Annotated in this window: 18 protein-coding genes and 1 tRNA gene; 4 read left to right on the top strand and 15 right to left on the bottom strand. The window is 62.4% G+C overall.

Annotated elements, in window-relative coordinates; all coding sequences use genetic code 11:
* Positions 1–12 precede the first annotated feature (12 nt).
* Together V6F88_RS00175 and V6F88_RS00170 are read right to left on the bottom strand one after the other, a co-directional pair.
* Complete coding sequence (locus tag V6F88_RS00175; RefSeq protein WP_332607360.1) at positions 13–825, bottom strand: alpha/beta fold hydrolase; 813 nt, start codon at positions 823–825, stop codon at positions 13–15.
* A gap of 3 nt (positions 826–828) precedes the next feature.
* Positions 829–1,575 (bottom strand): hypothetical protein, encoded by a 747-nt coding sequence (locus V6F88_RS00170; protein ID WP_332607359.1) that lies wholly within the window; start codon positions 1,573–1,575, stop codon positions 829–831.
* A 202-nt stretch (positions 1,576–1,777) separates the two neighbouring features.
* Between V6F88_RS00170 and V6F88_RS00165 the strand changes: the two genes are divergently transcribed.
* On the top strand, positions 1,778–2,182 hold the full coding sequence (locus V6F88_RS00165) for a hypothetical protein (protein WP_332607358.1): 405 nt from the start codon (positions 1,778–1,780) through the stop codon (positions 2,180–2,182).
* A 119-nt stretch (positions 2,183–2,301) separates the two neighbouring features.
* On the opposite strand, the gene V6F88_RS00160 is transcribed toward V6F88_RS00165, so the two are convergent.
* The 9 genes from V6F88_RS00160 to V6F88_RS00120 all read right to left on the bottom strand — a co-directional run bounded on the left by V6F88_RS00160 (position 2,302) and on the right by V6F88_RS00120 (position 9,894).
* A tRNA-Pro gene (locus V6F88_RS00160) sits at positions 2,302–2,378 on the bottom strand.
* Positions 2,379–2,609: 231 nt separating this feature from the next.
* Positions 2,610–3,044 (bottom strand): MerR family transcriptional regulator, encoded by a 435-nt coding sequence (locus V6F88_RS00155; RefSeq protein ID WP_332607357.1) that lies wholly within the window; start codon positions 3,042–3,044, stop codon positions 2,610–2,612.
* Between the two features lie 58 nt (positions 3,045–3,102).
* Positions 3,103–3,444, bottom strand: a complete 342-nt coding sequence (locus V6F88_RS00150; RefSeq protein WP_332607356.1) for an integration host factor subunit alpha — start codon at positions 3,442–3,444, stop codon at positions 3,103–3,105.
* 3 nt (positions 3,445–3,447) lie between these two features.
* Entirely contained in the window at positions 3,448–5,865 is a 2,418-nt protein-coding gene (gene pheT / locus V6F88_RS00145) for a phenylalanine--tRNA ligase subunit beta (protein WP_332607355.1), read from the bottom strand.
* Positions 5,866–5,878: 13 nt separating this feature from the next.
* Positions 5,879–6,901 (bottom strand): phenylalanine--tRNA ligase subunit alpha, encoded by a 1,023-nt coding sequence (gene pheS, locus V6F88_RS00140; protein WP_006218742.1) that lies wholly within the window; start codon positions 6,899–6,901, stop codon positions 5,879–5,881.
* Positions 6,902–6,978: 77 nt separating this feature from the next.
* On the bottom strand, positions 6,979–7,338 hold the full coding sequence (gene rplT / locus V6F88_RS00135) for a 50S ribosomal protein L20 (protein WP_006218741.1): 360 nt from the start codon (positions 7,336–7,338) through the stop codon (positions 6,979–6,981).
* 15 nt (positions 7,339–7,353) lie between these two features.
* Positions 7,354–7,551: a 50S ribosomal protein L35 gene (gene rpmI, locus V6F88_RS00130; RefSeq protein ID WP_006218740.1), complete on the bottom strand. Its 198-nt coding sequence runs from the start codon at positions 7,549–7,551 to the stop codon at positions 7,354–7,356.
* Positions 7,552–7,822: 271 nt separating this feature from the next.
* Complete coding sequence (locus V6F88_RS00125; RefSeq protein WP_332607354.1) at positions 7,823–9,355, bottom strand: YifB family Mg chelatase-like AAA ATPase; 1,533 nt, start codon at positions 9,353–9,355, stop codon at positions 7,823–7,825.
* A 287-nt stretch (positions 9,356–9,642) separates the two neighbouring features.
* The gene (locus V6F88_RS00120; RefSeq protein ID WP_006218738.1) at positions 9,643–9,894 is read right to left on the bottom strand and encodes an accessory factor UbiK family protein; all 252 of its coding nucleotides are present in this window, start codon (positions 9,892–9,894) and stop codon (positions 9,643–9,645) included.
* Positions 9,895–10,033: 139 nt separating this feature from the next.
* Here V6F88_RS00120 and V6F88_RS27870 point away from each other — a divergent pair, with 139 nt between their 5' ends.
* The 3 genes from V6F88_RS27870 (at position 10,034) to amt (ending at position 12,624) form a co-directional block, all read left to right on the top strand.
* A complete protein-coding gene (locus V6F88_RS27870) occupies positions 10,034–10,510 on the top strand; it encodes a hypothetical protein (RefSeq protein ID WP_442880106.1) in 477 nt (158 codons plus the stop codon).
* 504 nt (positions 10,511–11,014) lie between these two features.
* Positions 11,015–11,353, top strand: coding sequence for a P-II family nitrogen regulator (locus V6F88_RS00110; RefSeq protein ID WP_006218735.1), 339 nt, complete (start codon positions 11,015–11,017; stop codon positions 11,351–11,353).
* A gap of 32 nt (positions 11,354–11,385) precedes the next feature.
* Positions 11,386–12,624, top strand: coding sequence for an ammonium transporter (gene amt / locus V6F88_RS00105; protein WP_046807729.1), 1,239 nt, complete (start codon positions 11,386–11,388; stop codon positions 12,622–12,624).
* Between the two features lie 255 nt (positions 12,625–12,879).
* Here amt and ptsP read toward each other — a convergent pair whose 3' ends face one another.
* The 4 genes from ptsP to gshB all read right to left on the bottom strand — a co-directional run bounded on the left by ptsP (position 12,880) and on the right by gshB (position 16,469).
* Positions 12,880–14,637, bottom strand: coding sequence for a phosphoenolpyruvate--protein phosphotransferase (gene ptsP / locus V6F88_RS00100; protein ID WP_332608901.1), 1,758 nt, complete (start codon positions 14,635–14,637; stop codon positions 12,880–12,882).
* 55 nt (positions 14,638–14,692) lie between these two features.
* Positions 14,693–14,962, bottom strand: coding sequence for an HPr family phosphocarrier protein (locus V6F88_RS00095; protein WP_046807727.1), 270 nt, complete (start codon positions 14,960–14,962; stop codon positions 14,693–14,695).
* A gap of 116 nt (positions 14,963–15,078) precedes the next feature.
* Complete coding sequence (locus tag V6F88_RS00090; RefSeq protein WP_046807726.1) at positions 15,079–15,480, bottom strand: PTS sugar transporter subunit IIA; 402 nt, start codon at positions 15,478–15,480, stop codon at positions 15,079–15,081.
* A gap of 17 nt (positions 15,481–15,497) precedes the next feature.
* Positions 15,498–16,469 (bottom strand): glutathione synthase, encoded by a 972-nt coding sequence (gshB, locus tag V6F88_RS00085; protein ID WP_332607352.1) that lies wholly within the window; start codon positions 16,467–16,469, stop codon positions 15,498–15,500.
* Positions 16,470–16,557: the final 88 nt, after the last annotated feature.

The following is a 16,557-nucleotide window of genomic DNA, read 5'->3' as shown; positions in this document are numbered from 1 at the left end:
GCGGGCAGTCGGTCAGGCTTCGCCCGCGATAAATGCAAGCAGGCGCGCGTTCAGCTCCGCAGGCCGATCCAGGCCGGGCAAGTGCGCCGTGCCAGCCAATTCCGTGCCTGTGCCATAAGGCAGCAATGCGGCGACTTGTCTGCTGCGCGCCCGGATATGTGGAAAGTCGCAAGCGCCCCACAATACCAGCGCCGGTACGTGAATTTCGCGCAGGCGCTGGTACGCAGCCACGTTATCGATGCTTGAGCCGCGATACGGCGCGCTCAATATGGCGCCGTTCATTTCAAGAAACAGCTTGCGCGCAGCGCCCTGCACCCGCCCTTCGTTTTCGAACGGCCCATCCAGAAACAAGCGCGCCTTCAAGGCATTGATGCGTTCCTGGTCCCCCGACGCGCCGACCCGCTTCAGTTCTTCCATCAGTTCGTGCACCGCTGGCGAATGCACCGGGTCGGCGGCGCCGGCAACCGTCGGCGAAACCAACACCAAGCCGCGCATGCGTGATGGGTGCAATAGTGCTGCGTCCAGTGCGACGCGGGCGCCTTGCGAACAACCCACCAGGATTGCCGGCTTACCTTCGGCCAGCGTATCAAGCACTGCCATCAGATCCGCAACCGCTGAATAACTTTCGGCTTCGGCATGCGTCCGTCCGTGGCCGCGACGATCATAGGCAATGGCAGTGTTCGATTCCGCGACTTGATCCGTCTGCGCCTCCCACATCCGCCTGTCGCAAACGGCGGCGTGCAGAAATACCACCGGGTCGCCACGACCCACCGTCTCGGCAAAGAGCGACGCCCGGCCACTCGTTATGTGATGTTCGCTTCGCATCTTTCAAGCCACCATGGCAGCGTCGCTGACCGTTTCCGCGCTGCCGCGCGAGGATTCACGGCAGGCGATTGCGGCCATCATCGTCGCTATGACGAGCATGGCCGTGCAGATCAGCATGCCAGCCAGGCCGTAAGCGATGCCCGACAAGGTTGCGCGGCGCGCTATGTCGGCGACCAGGGTCTTCGTGACGCCTGCCGATACGACAAGGCTAAACAACACCATGGCCAACGGCCAGCGCCGGAACACCATGGTTTGGCGCACCACTTTGAATCCGTATTCGCCTGACGATGCGGCGCGCGGCAGGCTTGGCACATACACCGCGCCGGCTGATATCGTTGGCACCCAGATCAGCCCAAGCACGCAGAACAACGCGACAAAGAACTTTGCGTCGCCACCGCTGTTCAGCGCGAAGTAGAGCCACAGCGGAATGTCGGCGGAAGCTCGCAACACCGCGCCTGCCACGACCACGAAAAGAACCAACAGCGCCAAGTGCTTTGCCTCGGCATTGGCCGCCCGCTTCGGCTGTTCGACCACGGCGTCCCTGCTGGCGACGACATCCGTCCATGCGAAGGTCATACGTGCCAATGCCAGCAAATTGATCAACGCCAGCAGCAGAAACAAAAACTGGATCGCACCGACAGATTTGAACGCCAGCAAGGCAAAAGGAAGCGATAGAAAAAACACGCACAAGGACCATGGCGCCGACGCCACCATGTGGCGGCCGCTTTTGCCAATGGCGTTGAAGGTCAACGCGATAAGACGCCTACCAGCGAGTTTTCGAGCCACGGGAACCCTTTACGAACGGAGTCTGGACGCTAGTTATACCAGCACGTTGATGAACAGAATATGTGGGCGCTGCTGGACGCATTTTGTCCCGCCGGCATGCTGTTCGGCCAAGGGGTCGTTCGGCTAAGCTGCCACAAGCTGCTGATATCAAAACCGGGAAGACCCTATGCCTTTCGCCCGCACCTACTACATGAACGAAATCAGCGAAGCGCAGTTTGCACAGCTGCTTTCGAGCGCGCTTTTCGACAAGCAGAACTTCTATATGGAAAACGTCCACGACATGGAAGCCACCCTGCTACGCGCAGGCGAATTGGTGGCGCAAGCCGGGCTGAAAAGCCGTGTCGTGAATAGGCCGTCGAACCCTTTTACAAGCTTGCATCACAGCGCAATCGCGTCCATACCCGTCATTGGACTGATATGGACTGCCGCGATGGCGGTGATGGCAGTGATGTCGGTTGCACGCCCCAGCGCCGACGTGACGTTCGTGCGCACGGCAGATCATTCGCTAAGCGTCGTTTTCAGCAGAAAAACGCGCATGGGGAAGACGGCGGAGAGACTGGGCGGCGGATAGTGAACGGCAAAAAGCGCCGGGCAGATGTCGGCGCGATAAGTGCAGATATCGGTGCAACCAACCGAAAGCGGAAATGAGAAAGGCCGTTAGTGATTTCTCACTAACGGCCTTGGAACTTCTGGTCGGGACGGCGGGATTCGAACTCGCGACCCCTTGCACCCCATGCAAGTGCGCTACCAGGCTGCGCTACGCCCCGAAAGAAAAAGAGTATAGCAGAACAAAAATAAGTTTGCACGCATTGGTGCAAAAAAAGTGCTGAATACTCAAAAAATTTGCGCTTCATGCTCGTCGTCTGCACTAGCTACTTATCAGACGGCGCACGAAGCGCAATGCACTGCTTGTTGCCGCGCGCGAAGCGGATCAGCGACGCGCGTTGCCGATAACGCTTTTCATCAATTGCGTGTTGGCGTGGAAAACGCCAGCAGGCTTATGCCACCGTGCTGACGGTGCCGTTGCTTGCGCTGGCGGCTACGTTGGCAGGCTGACCCAACGCGTCCGCCAACATCGTCGAGACGCTGGAGAGCTCGTTGCGCAGGCCCTGCATTTCGGCGCCCGACAAACGAACGGCGGCGTCTTGATCGTGTGGCATGTCGCGCGCATCGCCCAGGCGATTGCGTGCGCCGCTGATCGTGAAGCCTTGTTCGTACAACAACGAACGGATGCGGCGAATTAGCAGCACTTCGTGATGCTGATAGTAGCGGCGGTTGCCGCGCCGCTTGACCGGCTTGAGCTGGGTGAATTCCTGTTCCCAGTACCGCAAGACGTGAGGCTTGACGCCACACAGCTCGCTGACTTCACCAATGGTGAAGTAACGCTTGGCGGGAATGGGCGGCAGGGTAACGGTGGATTCAGTACGTGTCATAAGCGAATTTTATGCCGCGAGTAAGCTGGGTGCCGATAACAATTACCGACAAAGCGTATCACTCCACGGCCTCGGGTGCAGCAGGGGTCGCCTGCTCTACCACGCTCTTGAGTTTCTGACTTGCGTGGAACGTGACCACGCGGCGTGCGGCGATGGGAATGGTCTCGCCGGTTTTGGGATTACGGCCAGGGCGCGGCGGTTTGTCGCGCACCTGGAAATTGCCGAAACCCGAAAGCTTGACGGAATCACCGCGAGCCAAGGCGTCACGGATTTCTTCGAAAAAGGTATCGACGATGTCCTTGGCCTCGCGCTTGTTCAAGCCGACCCGCTCGAAGAGCAGTTCGGCAAGCTCAGCCTTGGTCAGGGTGCGTGGCTCGGCAGCAAGCATACTGTTCCCCATGGTTCATGTACGCTGGCGCGCGCCGTGGGCGCTGACCAATGCATCCTTGATGCGGGACAGGCAATCGGCCACACGGGCTTCGTCCAGGGTGACTTCAGTGTCCTGTAGCCAGAAACGGAAAGCAAGGCTTTTCTCCGTCACGGGCTCGCTGCCATGGGCCTTCTCGCGCCACACGTCAAACACCCGCGCATCCTGCACAACTGCCAGCTGCGTATCCGCCTTGACTGCTGCGAACACGGTGTCCAACATCGACTGCGTGGATACCGAAACGTCCACCCACAGCGCCAGGTCGCGCACGACCACGGGCTGGCGCGAGAGCTCGCGCACCTGGGGCAATTCGCCTTCGGACAAGGCCTGCACATCAAGTTCGAACACGACGGGCGCGTGCGCCAAGTCTGCCTGCTGCGCCCAACGCGGGTGCAGTTCGCCGACCCAGCCCACTTGCTTGCCATCCAGTTCGATGCGGGCACTGCGGCCCGGATGCAGCGCGGGATGCGCGGCGGCTTCGAAACGCAGACGACGACCGCGGGCGCCGAACAATGCTTCGACGTCCATCTTCACGTCAAAGAAATCGACCTGGCGCGTGGCAACGCCCCACTGCTCTTCAACGGCCGGCCCCCAGGCCGCGCCCGACAAGCGCATCGGCTGACGCACGCCCGCAACTTCCAGCGGACCATCTTGTGCGCTGGCGTCGCGCATGAAGACGCGGCCCAGTTCGAACACGCGCACGCGTGACTGCTTGCGGTTGGCGTTGTGGCGGATGTTGGCGACCAAGCCACCAATCAGGCTGGAACGCATGACCGACAAGTGGCTGGCGATCGGATTGACCAAGCGCACGGGCGTGTCGTTGCCGGCGTAGTCGCGTTCCCAATCGGCTTCAACGAAGCTGTAGTTCACGACTTCCTGATAATCCTGCGCGGCCGTCAGGCGACGCAGCGCATGCGCGCCGCGATGCACTTCGGGCTGCGAGAACATCTTGGCGCGCGCCATCGGCGGCACATCGGGAATGCTCTCGAAGCCATAGATGCGAGCCACTTCTTCGATCAGGTCTTCTTCGATTTCAAGGTCGAAGCGGTACGACGGCGGGCTGACGATGAAGTCATCGCCTTCAACCGTGAATTCCAGACCCAGGCTGGCGAAAATCTTGGCGACCTGCTCTTGCGTGACGGGCACGCCAAGCACACGATGGCAGCGCGCCAGACGCATGCGCACAGGCGCGCGCGTGGGCAGGTTGACGATCTGGTCGTCCACCGGGCCAACCTGGCCGCCGCAGATGTCGACGATCAGGCGCGTAATGAATTCGATGTGTTCGGGAATGCTGGCGTAGTCCACGCCGCGCTCGAAGCGATGGCTGGCTTCCGAGCTGAACTTGTAGCGGCGCGCGCGCCCCGCAATCGCCTGCGGCCACCAGAACGCGGCTTCCAGATAGACGTTCTGCGTGTCCAGCGTCACGGACGTGGCTTCACCACCCATGATGCCGGCCAGGCTTTCCACCTGATCGCCGGCCACCACCACGCCGACCTTCGGGTCCAGCGTGACGGTCTGGCCGTTCAACAGTTCCAGCGTCTCGCCTTCGCGCGCCCAGCGCACGGAGATATCGCCGCCGATCTTGTCCAGATCGAACACATGCGACGGACGGCCCAACTCAAGCATGACGTAGTTCGAGATATCGACCAGTGCCGACAGCGATCGTTGGCCGGCGCGCTCAAGGCGCGTCTTCATCCAGTCTGGCGTTGCGGCGCGGGCATTCACGCCACGAATGACGCGGCCGGCAAACCGGCCGCAAAGGTCCGGGGCATCGATCTTGACGGGCAGACGTTCTTCAAGCTGAACGGGCACGGCAACGGCCGTGGGCACCGACAACGGTGCACCCGTCAGCGCGGCCACTTCACGCGCAACGCCAAGTATCGACAGGCAGTCGGCGCGGTTAGGCGTGAGCTTGAGCGTGAAGAGCGTGTCGTCCAGGTCCAGCGCTTCGCGGATAGACTGACCGGGCACCATGTCGGCCGGCAGTTCCAACAAGCCTGCGTGGTCTTGCGACAAGCCCAGTTCGCGGGCCGAGCACAACATGCCCGACGAGTGGACGCCGCGCATTTTCGCCACGCCGATCTTCATGCCGCCGGGCAGTTCCGCGCCCACGCGGGCCAGCGGCACCTTCAGGCCGGCCGCCGCGTTCGGCGCGCCGCACACAATTTGAAGGCGTTCGCCAGAGCCATCGTCCACTTGGCAGACGCGCAGCTTGTCGGCGTCGGGGTGCGGAGCGATATCGACGATGTGGCCCACGACCACGCCGGTGAAGGCCGGTGCGGCGGGCGCCGTCTCTTCGACTTCCAGGCCAGCCATGGTGAGGCGATGCGCGAGTTCGTCGGTTGCGATGGGAGGGTTGACCAGCGTACGCAGCCAGGATTCGGGAAATTGCATGATCAGCCGTCTGTTATTCGTTGAACTGGCGCAAGAAGCGCAAATCGCCTTCGTAGAACTGGCGCAGGTCGTTGACGCCATAGCGCAACATCGTCAGGCGCTCAAGGCCGGAACCAAAGGCAAAGCCGATGTAGCGCTCGGGATCAAGGCCGAAGTTGCGCACCACTTCAGGGTGCACCTGACCCGAGCCGGAAATTTCCAGCCAGCGGCCACGGTTGGGACCCGAGGTGAACATCATGTCGATTTCGGCGGACGGCTCCGTGAACGGGAAGAACGACGGGCGGAAGCGCACGACAAGATCGTCGCTTTCAAAGAAGCAACGCAGGAAATCGGTGTACACACCCTTCAGGTCGGCAAACGAGATGTCTTCGGCGATCCAGAGCCCTTCCACCTGGTGGAACATGGGCGAGTGCGTGGCGTCGCTGTCGACGCGATAGGTGCGCCCGGGCGCAATCACCTTGATGGGCGGCTTGTGCATGCGGGCATAACGTACCTGCATGGGGCTGGTGTGCGTGCGCAGCAGCAGCGGCAGGCCGTCGGCGTCGTTCATGTCGACGTAGAACGTGTCCTGCATGGAACGCGCCGGATGGTCCAGCGGGTTGTTCAACGCGGTGAAATTGGTCCAGTCGTTTTCCACTTCGGGGCCGTCGGCCACATCGAAGCCAATGGAACGGAAGATGGCTTCCACACGTTCCCAGGTCCGGATCACCGGATGGATGCCTCCCGGCGCGCGACCGCGGCCAGGCAGGGTGACGTCAATGGTTTCAGAAGCCAGTCGGGCGTCCAGTTCCGCCTGCGCCAATGCGGCGCGGCGCGAATTCAGGAGCTCTTCGACTTGTTGCTTGGCCTGATTGATACGGGCGCCCATCTCGCGCTTTTGCTCGGGATCAAGCTTGCCCAGGCCCTTTAGCAGCACCGTCAGTGCGCCTTCCTTACCCAGGAAGCGAGCCTTTGCGTTCTCGAGCGCGGCGGCATCCGTAGCCGCGGCGAACCGTTCTTGCGCCTGGGAGACCAGGTCGTCAACCAATAGAGTCATGAAATCCAGCCTTCAAAACGCAAACGGGGCCATTACAGCCCCGTTTGCAGCGATGCGCGATGAGTTAAAGCGCGCGATCAGGCAGCCAAGGCAGCCTTGGCTTGCTGCACGATGGCGGCAAAGCCGGCCTTGTCGCGCACGGCCAGATCGGCCAGGACCTTACGATCCAGTTCAATCGAAGCCTTCTTCAGACCAGCGATGAACACGCTGTAGCTGACGCCATGTTCGCGGACAGCAGCGTTGATACGCGTGATCCACAGAGCACGGAACGTGCGCTTCTTGTTACGACGGTCGCGGTAGGCGTATTGGCCAGCGCGCATGACTGCTTGCTTGGCAATACGGAACACATTACCGCGGCGGCCACGGTAACCCTTGGCGGCGGCAATGACTTTTTTGTGACGTGCGCGGGCAGTTACGCCGCGTTTGACGCGAGGCATATTAGGTCTCCCTTATCAAGCGAAAGGCATCATGGCCTTGACGGAGGCCACGTTGGATTCATGAACGGCCGTCGAGCCGCGCAATTGACGCTTGGCCTTCGTGGTCTTCTTGGTCAGAATGTGGCGCTTGAACGCCTGACCGCGCTTGATGGAGCCGCTGCCGCGAACCTTAAAGCGCTTGGAGGCGCTTTTCTTGGTTTTCATCTTGGGCATGATGATTCCCTAAACTTAAACTCGTTGTTGATTTGACATGACGCGAGGTGCTTGGGCGCTGGTGGCTGGCAGCCCGAAGGCTGGTACCGACTCAACGGCAAAACTTGTAAACCTGTTGCCACTTCTGGGGGGTACTTCTTTCCCGAACGTCAGCCGCTAAAAAGCACGGCAGATCCGGGAAAGCCTTTGATTATATGGTGATTTCCTGGGTGTTGTCGAGCCGGAATGCGGAAAAACCCCAGGCGGGTGCGCAGCCGGCTTCCAAGCAACCCTACAAACCCGGCCGCCGGTACTGAACCGCCTGGGCAACATGACTGGCGGCAAGCACGTCGGCCCCATCAAGATCTGCGATCGTGCGGGCAACGCGCAGCGCCCGGTGCAGCGCCCGCCCGGAACCGGACAGACGCCGCATGGCCTGAAACAGCAGCGCCTGAGCATCCGCCTGCATCATGCAGTGCTGATCCAGTTCGGCGCCGCTTAGTGCGGCGTTCAGCTTGCCCTGCCGATCGTGCTGCCGCTGGCGGCAGCGCGTCACCCGATCCAGCACGTAGCCGGAAGCTTCGCCAGGCGGGCCTGCCATTGATTCGGGATCAGAGGGTGGCAGCGCCACGTGCAGGTCGATCCGGTCAAGCAGTGGCCCCGATATCTTGCCCACATAGCGAGCAACCTGGTCCGGCCTGCATACACAGGCCCGCACGGGATGCCCGCGCCATCCGCACGGGCAGGGATTCATTGCAGCGATCAATTGGAAGCGCGCCGGAAACTGAGCCGCATGTAACGCCCGCGCGATAACCACCCTGCCCGCCTCCAGGGGCTCGCGCAGGGCCTCTAGCGTACGGCGGCTGTACTCGGGTAATTCGTCCAGAAACAGCACGCCATTGTGCGCCAGGCTGATCTCGCCGGGGCGAGGCCGGCTGCCCCCGCCCACCAACGCGGCAACCGAGGCGGAATGGTGGGGTGCGCGAAACGGCGGCTGGCCCATCAACGTTTGCGGCATGCCCGCCAAGGCGGCGACGGCTGCAGCCTCCAGCGCCTGGGACCGGTCCAGCGGCGGCAGCAAACCGGGTAAACGCGAGGCCAGCATGCTTTTGCCCGCGCCGGGAGGGCCCACCATCAGCAGGCTGTGGCCACCCGCCGCCGCCACTTCAAGCGCGCGCCTTGCACCCGCCTGCCCCCGCACATCCGACAGGCACGGCCCGGGAGGCGCTTGCGGCCACGCCTTGGGGATGGCGTCGGCAAGCCGATGCGAGCCCGCTGCGTGCGCGGCGACATCGGCCAGGCTGCGCGCCGACAAAACGCGCAGGTCGGGCACCCATGCGGCCTCTTCAGCGCTGCCCGCCGGCAATATGAGCGTGGCGCCGGGCGCATCCCGCGCCACACTCAAGGCAATGACCAACGGCGCGGCAACGGGCACCAGCGCGCCGGTCAGCGATAGTTCGCCGGCAAACACCAGATCCACCAAAGAAGGATCATGCGCCTGCGGCTGCCCTGCCCCTTGGCACGCAACGGGCGCGGATAGCTGACCGGAAGCCAGCAGCAGGCCCAACGCGATGGGCAGATCAAAGCGCCCCGATTCCTTGGGGATGTCGGCCGGCGACAAATTGACAGTGATGCGGCCCGGCGGGAAATCAAACCCGCTGTTCAATATCGCGGCACGCACGCGTTCACGGCTTTCGCGCACCTCCGTGTCCGCAAGGCCCACGACGTTGAAGCTGGGCAGGCCGGGTCCCAAATGGGTCTCAACCCGAACGGCGTGCGCATGCATGCCGCTGAGCGCGCGGCTGGCAAGTACGGCAAGCGTCAAGACAGTCTCCGTGAATGCAAGACCGTCAGTATCGGCAATTCCGTCCGGCGCCATGGGCCGAGGGGGACAATGATGTCCCTTGTTCCCAGGCTCTTGTCCCTGATCAGAGGGTCCCGATCGCAATTCCCTGATCGCTTTTCCCTGATCGCTCGTCGCGTGTCGCGCACACCCTCCCCTCACCACCAAAAGCAAAACGACCGCATGACGCGGTCGCTTTGCTTTGTTCTGTGATGCGGACTGCCTGGCGGATAGCGGCTAACAGTCAACAACTAGTCGCTGACCGCGCATCACTTGTCCAGGGCGGACAAGCGCGATTCCATCTGTTGGACCTGTGCGGCAAGCTGGTCCACGCGGGCACGGGTGCGCGCCAGCAAATCGGCTTGCACGTCGAATTCTTCGCGCGTGACCAGGTCCAGCTTCGAGAACGCCTGCGTCATCATGGCGCGCACATTGCGCTCCACATCCGCAGCCGGGCTGCGGGCAATCAGGTCAGAGATATTTTTCTGGATGTCTTCCATCCACTGGGTGCGATTATTCATAGCGGCCTCTCAGGTTCTTGACGCCTCAAGTGTAGTGCCTTGCCAGCCGGCGCAGCCACGCCCGTCAGCGAGCGCCAAAAAAAAGGGCGGGCCGCATGCGGTGACCGCCCATCAAAGCACAGGAGAAAACCGGGCTGCCATGGCGGCAACCCCCTACCAACATCGTTACGGGCAACCCATCTGGCTTGCCGATTGCGCAAACAAATCCGACGACTGCTTGCATTGCGCCGCCAACTGCGTCTTGTCGGGGACGGCGGCCCACTGCGATTTGGCCGCTTCAAGCTGCTGCTTGACGCTGGCCGCAGCCGGATTGCTGCTTCCCAATTTATCCATGCACGCGTTCACTTTGGTCACGTACGCCTCACATTCAGACGGAAGCGCCGACGACGCGCTTCCCGCCGGCGAACTGGCGGCCGGCGGCGCAGCCGGCGCCGAAGTCGCGGGCGGCGCAGCGGGCGTCGCGGGCGCCGGAGTCGTTGAAGCGGCCGGCGGGGCCACCTTTTCTTCATTCTTGTTGCAGCCCGCCAGGATGCCCACTAAAGCAACCAGCGCGACAGCGCCTATCAGCTTGCGTTCAATCCTCATGGTGTCCTCTTTCCTTATTGCTTCTTATTAAGAGAGCCGGGCTGCCACCCCGCACCAGCGGGCGGCGTCGCCCACCATTTGGATGAGCTGTCTTGATTCTTGTTCACCCGTCCCCCAACAACAAGCCGACGCCTGTAAACCCTGGTATCAAGGGAATCCCTCATTTGGTGTATTGAAAAGCCGCCCGAATACCGAACGCAGCACCTTTGAAACGGGGACCACCGTTGCGCTGCAACGCTCCCCGGCCCATTGCGACCGACCTGGCAGCCGGCAAGCGAGCAAAATATCCAATACAAACCGCAACGGCCGCAGCATCAACTGGCTACAAATGCCGTTTCTGAAACATATTTCGTTGCATGCACCCAATGTCGGGCATGACGCACCACTTTGAGGCCACGAGGCGGTGCATCACGCCCTACATTGGTGCTCACCGGCACAACATGCGCGCGTGCAGCCCGCATCTCAGGCGTCAAAAAACATGGCATGGATATTGCTTGATAGACGAGGCCAACGTGCAACCATGAGAGGAAATGCCATGAAACTCATCATCGCCATCATCAAGCCCTTCAAGCTCGACGAAGTGCGGGTGGCTCTATCCGGGATCGGCGTCCAGGGCCTGACTGTTACCGAAGTAAAGGGTTTTGGCCGTCAAAAGGGCCATACCGAGCTGTATCGCGGCGCGGAATACGCCGTGGACTTTCTGCCCAAGTTGCGTGTCGAAGCCGCCGTGCCAGATCACCTTGTGGACCAGGTTATCGAGGCGATCGAGCAAGCCGCTCGTACCGGCAAGATCGGCGACGGCAAGATCTTTGCCGCCCCGCTGGAACAGGTGATCCGTATCCGCACAGGTGAAGCTGGCGAAGCTGCGCTGTAAATAAATAAAGAAAGACTCATTGGAGCCTGAAAATGGATAAAGCAGATATCTCCTGGTTGCTCGTCTCTACCCTGCTCGTATTGATGATGGCCGTACCCGGTCTGGCGATGTTCTATGGCGGCCTGGTACGCAGCAAGAACGTGCTGTCTGTGTTGCTGCAAGTGCTGTGCACGTTCGTGTTGGGCCTGGTTCTCTGGTTCATCTACGGTTATTCGCTTGCCTTCACCGAAGGCAACGCGTTCTTCGGCGGCCTGTCGCGCGCCTTCTTCTCTGGCATGTTCACACCGGCTGACGGCAAGTACGCCATGTCGAACACCCTGACCGAGCTGCTGTTTGCCTCGTTCCAGGCCACGTTCGCCGGCATCACCTGCGCGCTGATCGTGGGCAGCTTTGCCGAGCGCGCCCGTTTTTCGGCCGTGCTGGTATTCACGGTGATCTGGTTCACGTTTGCCTACGTGCCCATCGCGCACATGGTGTGGTTCGCATCCGAAACGGCGCCCGGCCTGCTGAACGCCAAGGGTGCACTGGACTTTGCCGGCGGCACCGTGGTGCACATCAACGCCGGTGTGGCCGGCCTGGTGGGTGCTTATGTAGTGGGCAAGCGCGTAGGCTACGGCCGCGAAGCGATGCAACCGCACAACCTGCCGATGACCTTCGTGGGCGCCGCCCTGCTGTGGGTGGGCTGGTTCGGCTTCAACGCGGGTTCGGCCCTGGCCGCGAACGAGAACGCCACGCTGGCCTTCTTCAACACCATGATCGCGACTGCCGGTGCCGTCCTGGCCTGGTTGTTCACGGAATGGGCCGTCAAGGGCAAGCCGTCGATGCTGGGCGCTGCGTCCGGCGCGATTGCGGGTCTGGTGGGTATCACGCCGGCAGCCGGCCTGGTCGGCCCGGTGGGCGCATTGATCATCGGTGTGATCGCCGGCATCGTCTGCGTCTGGGGTGTGAACGGCCTGAAGCGTTTGCTGCGTGCCGATGACGCGCTGGATGTGTTTGGCGTGCACGGTGTGGGCGGTATCGTCGGCGCCTTGCTGACCGGCGTGTTCAATGCCCAGGTCCTCGGTGGCCCCGGCCTGGCCGAACCCGGCATGATCGCCCACCAACTGTGGGTGCAGCTGGAAGGCGTGCTGCTGACCATCGTCTGGTCCGGTGTGGTGGCGTGGATTGCCTACAAGATCGCCAACGCCCTGTGCGGCCTGCGTGTGCCGGAAGACCAGGAACGCGAAGGCCTGGACGTGACCAGCCACGGCGAATCGGCCTATCACAGCTAAAGCGGTATAGCGGGCCTGCGGCTGACTGCCGCAGGGCTTGCCAGAAACGGCGTCGGGGGCTGCCCCGACGCCGTTTTTCATTGGCGATTCCAGATGCAAAAGCAAAGAAAAACGCCCCATTCAGGGGCGTTCAGCGTCTGGCAGGTTCGGAATGGCCTATACACGGGCCTATACACGGGCCTATACACGGGCCTATACACGGGCCTATACACGGGCCTATACACGGGCCAATACAGGCAAATTCAGCCGGCCGATTCAGGCCGGGTCCAGCGCGTCCAGGTCGACAGGCAAGGCGCGGTTTAGGGCGGTAGCTACCTTGATGCGCAAAGCGTTCGAATGCGCGCGTCGCACCTCGCGCTTGACGTCCAGCAGTTGCTGCGGGTGCATGGAAAACTCTGTCAGGCCCAGGCCCAGCAGCAGGCGCGTCATGCGTGAATCGCCTGCCATTTCGCCGCACACCGCTACCGGCTTGCCGGCGCGCTCGCCCGCGTTGATGGTGTTGGCCACCAGGCGCAACACGGCGGGATGCAGCGGGTCGTACAGTGCAGCCACATCGTGGTCGCCGCGGTCAATGGCCAATGTGTACTGGATCAGGTCGTTGGTGCCGATAGACAGGAAATCCAGCGCCTGCGCGAAGGGCTCGATGGCGATCGCGATGGCCGGCACCTCGACCATTGCGCCCACTTCCATATGCGGCGCATACGCCTGGCCGCGCGCATCAAGTTCGCGGCGGGCGGATTCGATGGCAGCCTTGGTGGCCACCACTTCGTGCATGTGCGCAATCATGGGGATCAGCAATCGCACCGGGCCGTGTGCCGATGCCCGCAAGATGGCGCGCAGCTGCGTGGCGAACATTTCCGGACGCGCCAGGCAGTAGCGGATAGCGCGCTGCCCCAACGCAGGATTGGTAGCCACGGTGGCTTCGCCGTCCAGGGTCTTGTCCGACCCGATGTCCAGCGTACGGATCGTGACGGGTCTGCCCGCCATGACCTTGACCACCGATGAATAGGCTTCGTATTGCTCTTCTTCGCCGGGCAGGTCCGGCCGGCCCATGAACAGGAATTCGCTGCGGAACAGGCCGATGCCATGCGCGCCCGAAGCCAACGCCAGCGCGGCCTCTTCAGGCAGTTCGATATTGGCGTGCAAGACGACGTCGATGCCGTCAAGCGTGACGGAGGGCTCGTCGCGCAGCAGGCCCAGTTCGGCGCGCTCATCGGCGTACACGGCCTGGCGGCGGCGGTATTCCTGAAGAATGCGGTCAGACGGATTGACCACCACCGCGCCGGCCGCGCCGTCGATGATGAGCATGTCGCCATCGCGCACCAGTTCGCGCACGTTGCCCATGGCGACCACGGCCGGCACGCCCATGCTGCGCGCCACGATGGCGGTATGGGACGTGGGGCCGCCCAGGTCGGTCACGAAAGCCGCGAAGCGGCCGCCGCGCAAACGCAGCATGTCCGCCGGAGAAATGTCGTGCGCCACAACCACCAGCGCGTCGTCCCCGCCCATGTGGGACATGTCGGGCAGGATGGCGGACGTGCCGGCAAGCACATGCAGCACACGCTCGATGACCTGGCGTACGTCGGCCCCGCGCTCGCGCAGGTACTCGTCTTCCATGGCGTCGAACTGCTGGCCCAGCATCTGGCCTTGCGTGGTCAGCGCCCATTCGGCGTTGTAGTGGCGTTCAGCGATCAGGCCCAGCGTTTGCTCGGCCAGCAAGGGGTCACCCAAGAGCAAGCTGTGCACGTTCAGCATGGCACCCAGCTCACGTGGCGCATCGGCGGGCAAAGTGTCTGCCAACTGCCGCAGCTCGTGCTGCGCCGATGCCAGGGCCTCGGTCAGGCGGCTGCTTTCGGCGGGCACGTCTTCGGGAGAGATCCGATAGTGCGCCACTTCCAGCGCCGCGGCGCCCATGACGACCGCGCGGCCGATGGCATATCCCTTGGCAACGCCTTTGCCATAAAGACAAACGACGGGGCTGGCGCGGCCAGCCCCGTCGTGGGCATTGTTCAGGGTCGTAGACGGGCCGGCCTCGGCAACGCCAGGGCCGGCGGATTCAGGGGGCGTTCTATTCCTGCTCACCGAATTTGCTGTCGAACAGAGTTTCGATTTCGGAAAGGGCTTGATCGGCGTCGTTGCCGGAAGCCTCCAGTTTGACTGTCACGCCAAGCCCCGCCGCCAGCATCATGACGCCCATGATGCTCTTGGCGTTCACGCGTTGCGCGCCACGCGAGATGAAGATCTCGCTGGAGAACTTGCTGGCCAGTTGCGTCAGCTTGGCGGCGGCCCGCGCATGCAAACCCAATTTATTGCTGATGACGATGTCTTTAGTAGGCATAGGAAATATTATGACCGCGGATTAACGCCGCAGTGTTGATCGCAGCAAAGAGGCAAACCGTCAACCGCATTTCGACCGGAAATACCAGCCGACATAATAGGGCAAATTCCTGCCCGTCAGTCTACACGCAAGACACCCTGCACGCCGCCGGCCAAGGCCTTTTCGCGTGTATCGGCAAGCGGTAGATTGCGATAGGTCAAGGCGCGCAGCAGCATGGGGGTATTCAGGCCGGCCAGGACACAGCACTGAATGCCCTGCGCCTGGGCATCGGCCACGGCGCGCTTGGAGATATTGGCGGGGGTGGCGCCGATCAGGTCAGTCAGCACCAGCACACCGGCGCCGTGATCCTGTTCAAGAATATCTTTCAGGACGGCCGGTGCCTGATCGTCGGGCCGGTCCTCGGGCAGGATGTCGTGAATGGCCAGCATGCCGTCAAGGTCGCCCATGACGTGGCTGGCGCATTCGCGCATCGCCGCGCCCAAAGGCGCGTGCACGACGATAACAATACCCGTGGTCATGACGGATTCCAGAAAGATCAGGCAGCCGGGGCAGTATTCGCCACGGCTTTTTCAAGCGCCTGGACGAACATGCCCGCGACATCGAAGCCAGTCTGTTCGGCAATCTCGACGAAACAGGTGGGGCTGGTGACGTTGACTTCGGTGACGTAATCGCCAATGACGTCCAAGCCGACCAGCAGCAGGCCGCGAGCGGCAAGCTTGGGGGCTACGGCTTCGGCGATTTCGCGATCGCGCGGGGACAATTCCTGCGCCACGCCACGGCCGCCGGCGGCCAGGTTGCCGCGCGTTTCGCCGGCCAGCGGAATACGCGCCAGCGAATACGGCACCGGCTCGCCGCCGATGAGCAGGATGCGCTTGTCACCCTTGACGATGTCAGGGATGTAGCGCTGAGCCATGATGGTGCGCGCGCCGTTGTCGGTCAGCGTTTCCAGAATGGCGTTCAGGTTGGGGTCTTTGGGTTGCAGGCGGAACACGCCCGTGCCACCCATGCCGTCAAGCGGCTTGACGATCACGTCGTGGTGCGTGTCGTGAAAGGCCTTCAGGCGAGCCATGTTGCGCGTCACCAGCGTCGGGGCGGTGAACTCGCTGATCTCGGTGATGGCCAGCTTTTCGGGATGGTTGCGAATGGCCGCGCCGCTGTTGAACACGCGGGCGCCCTGCGCTTCGGCGTATTCGAGCAGATGCGTCGAATACACGTATTCCATGTCGAATGGAGGGTCTTTTCGCATGACGACGGCGCCAAAATCCGCCAACGGCAGATCTTGCGCGGCGGACTCGGTCCACCAGTCGTGGCCGTGCAGGTCGGCATCCGCGACCAGCGCGATCGGCGTGGTAACGGCCTTGACCGTGCCGCCCTCGATGTACAGATCGCCTTGCATGGCCACGCTAAGCGTGTGACCGCGCGCCACGAGGGCACGCATCATGGCAACCGAACTGTCCTTGTACGCCTTAAGAAGCGGCAAGGGATCCAAAACGAACAAAACATGCATCGCGACACCCTGAACGTACGCCGCCTTCCCTGGCGGGAAGGCGGCTTTATGACATCGTAGCGCAGAGCCGCCCAATAAGCGAACCCGC

The organism is Achromobacter sp. ESBL13, assembly GCF_036668755.1.
GTDB lineage: Bacteria > Pseudomonadota > Gammaproteobacteria > Burkholderiales > Burkholderiaceae_B > Achromobacter.
The sequence above is the reverse complement of the archived record's forward strand: the minus strand, read 5'-3'. Positions and strand labels throughout refer to the sequence as shown.

Bases quoted from the DNA above. Each gene is read 5' to 3' on its own strand.
- V6F88_RS00165 (WP_332607358.1), top strand. From the start codon at position 1,778: ATGCCTTTCGCCCGCACCTACTACATGAACGAAATCAGCGAAGCGCAG.
- V6F88_RS27870 (WP_442880106.1), top strand. From the start codon at position 10,034: ATGGCGGCAACCCCCTACCAACATCGTTACGGGCAACCCATCTGGCTT.
- V6F88_RS00120 (WP_006218738.1), bottom strand. From the start codon at position 9,894: ATGAATAATCGCACCCAGTGGATGGAAGACATCCAGAAAAATATCTCT.
- rplT (WP_006218741.1), bottom strand. From the start codon at position 7,338: ATGCCTCGCGTCAAACGCGGCGTAACTGCCCGCGCACGTCACAAAAAA.
- V6F88_RS00110 (WP_006218735.1), top strand. From the start codon at position 11,015: ATGAAACTCATCATCGCCATCATCAAGCCCTTCAAGCTCGACGAAGTG.
- amt (WP_046807729.1), top strand. From the start codon at position 11,386: ATGGATAAAGCAGATATCTCCTGGTTGCTCGTCTCTACCCTGCTCGTA.
- V6F88_RS00155 (WP_332607357.1), bottom strand. From the start codon at position 3,044: ATGACACGTACTGAATCCACCGTTACCCTGCCGCCCATTCCCGCCAAG.
- V6F88_RS00175 (WP_332607360.1), bottom strand. From the start codon at position 825: ATGCGAAGCGAACATCACATAACGAGTGGCCGGGCGTCGCTCTTTGCC.
- pheT (WP_332607355.1), bottom strand. From the start codon at position 5,865: ATGCAATTTCCCGAATCCTGGCTGCGTACGCTGGTCAACCCTCCCATC.
- pheS (WP_006218742.1), bottom strand. From the start codon at position 6,901: ATGACTCTATTGGTTGACGACCTGGTCTCCCAGGCGCAAGAACGGTTC.
- V6F88_RS00090 (WP_046807726.1), bottom strand. From the start codon at position 15,480: ATGACCACGGGTATTGTTATCGTCGTGCACGCGCCTTTGGGCGCGGCG.
- V6F88_RS00095 (WP_046807727.1), bottom strand. From the start codon at position 14,962: ATGCCTACTAAAGACATCGTCATCAGCAATAAATTGGGTTTGCATGCG.
- gshB (WP_332607352.1), bottom strand. From the start codon at position 16,469: ATGCATGTTTTGTTCGTTTTGGATCCCTTGCCGCTTCTTAAGGCGTAC.
- rpmI (WP_006218740.1), bottom strand. From the start codon at position 7,551: ATGCCCAAGATGAAAACCAAGAAAAGCGCCTCCAAGCGCTTTAAGGTT.
- V6F88_RS00150 (WP_332607356.1), bottom strand. From the start codon at position 3,444: ATGGGGAACAGTATGCTTGCTGCCGAGCCACGCACCCTGACCAAGGCT.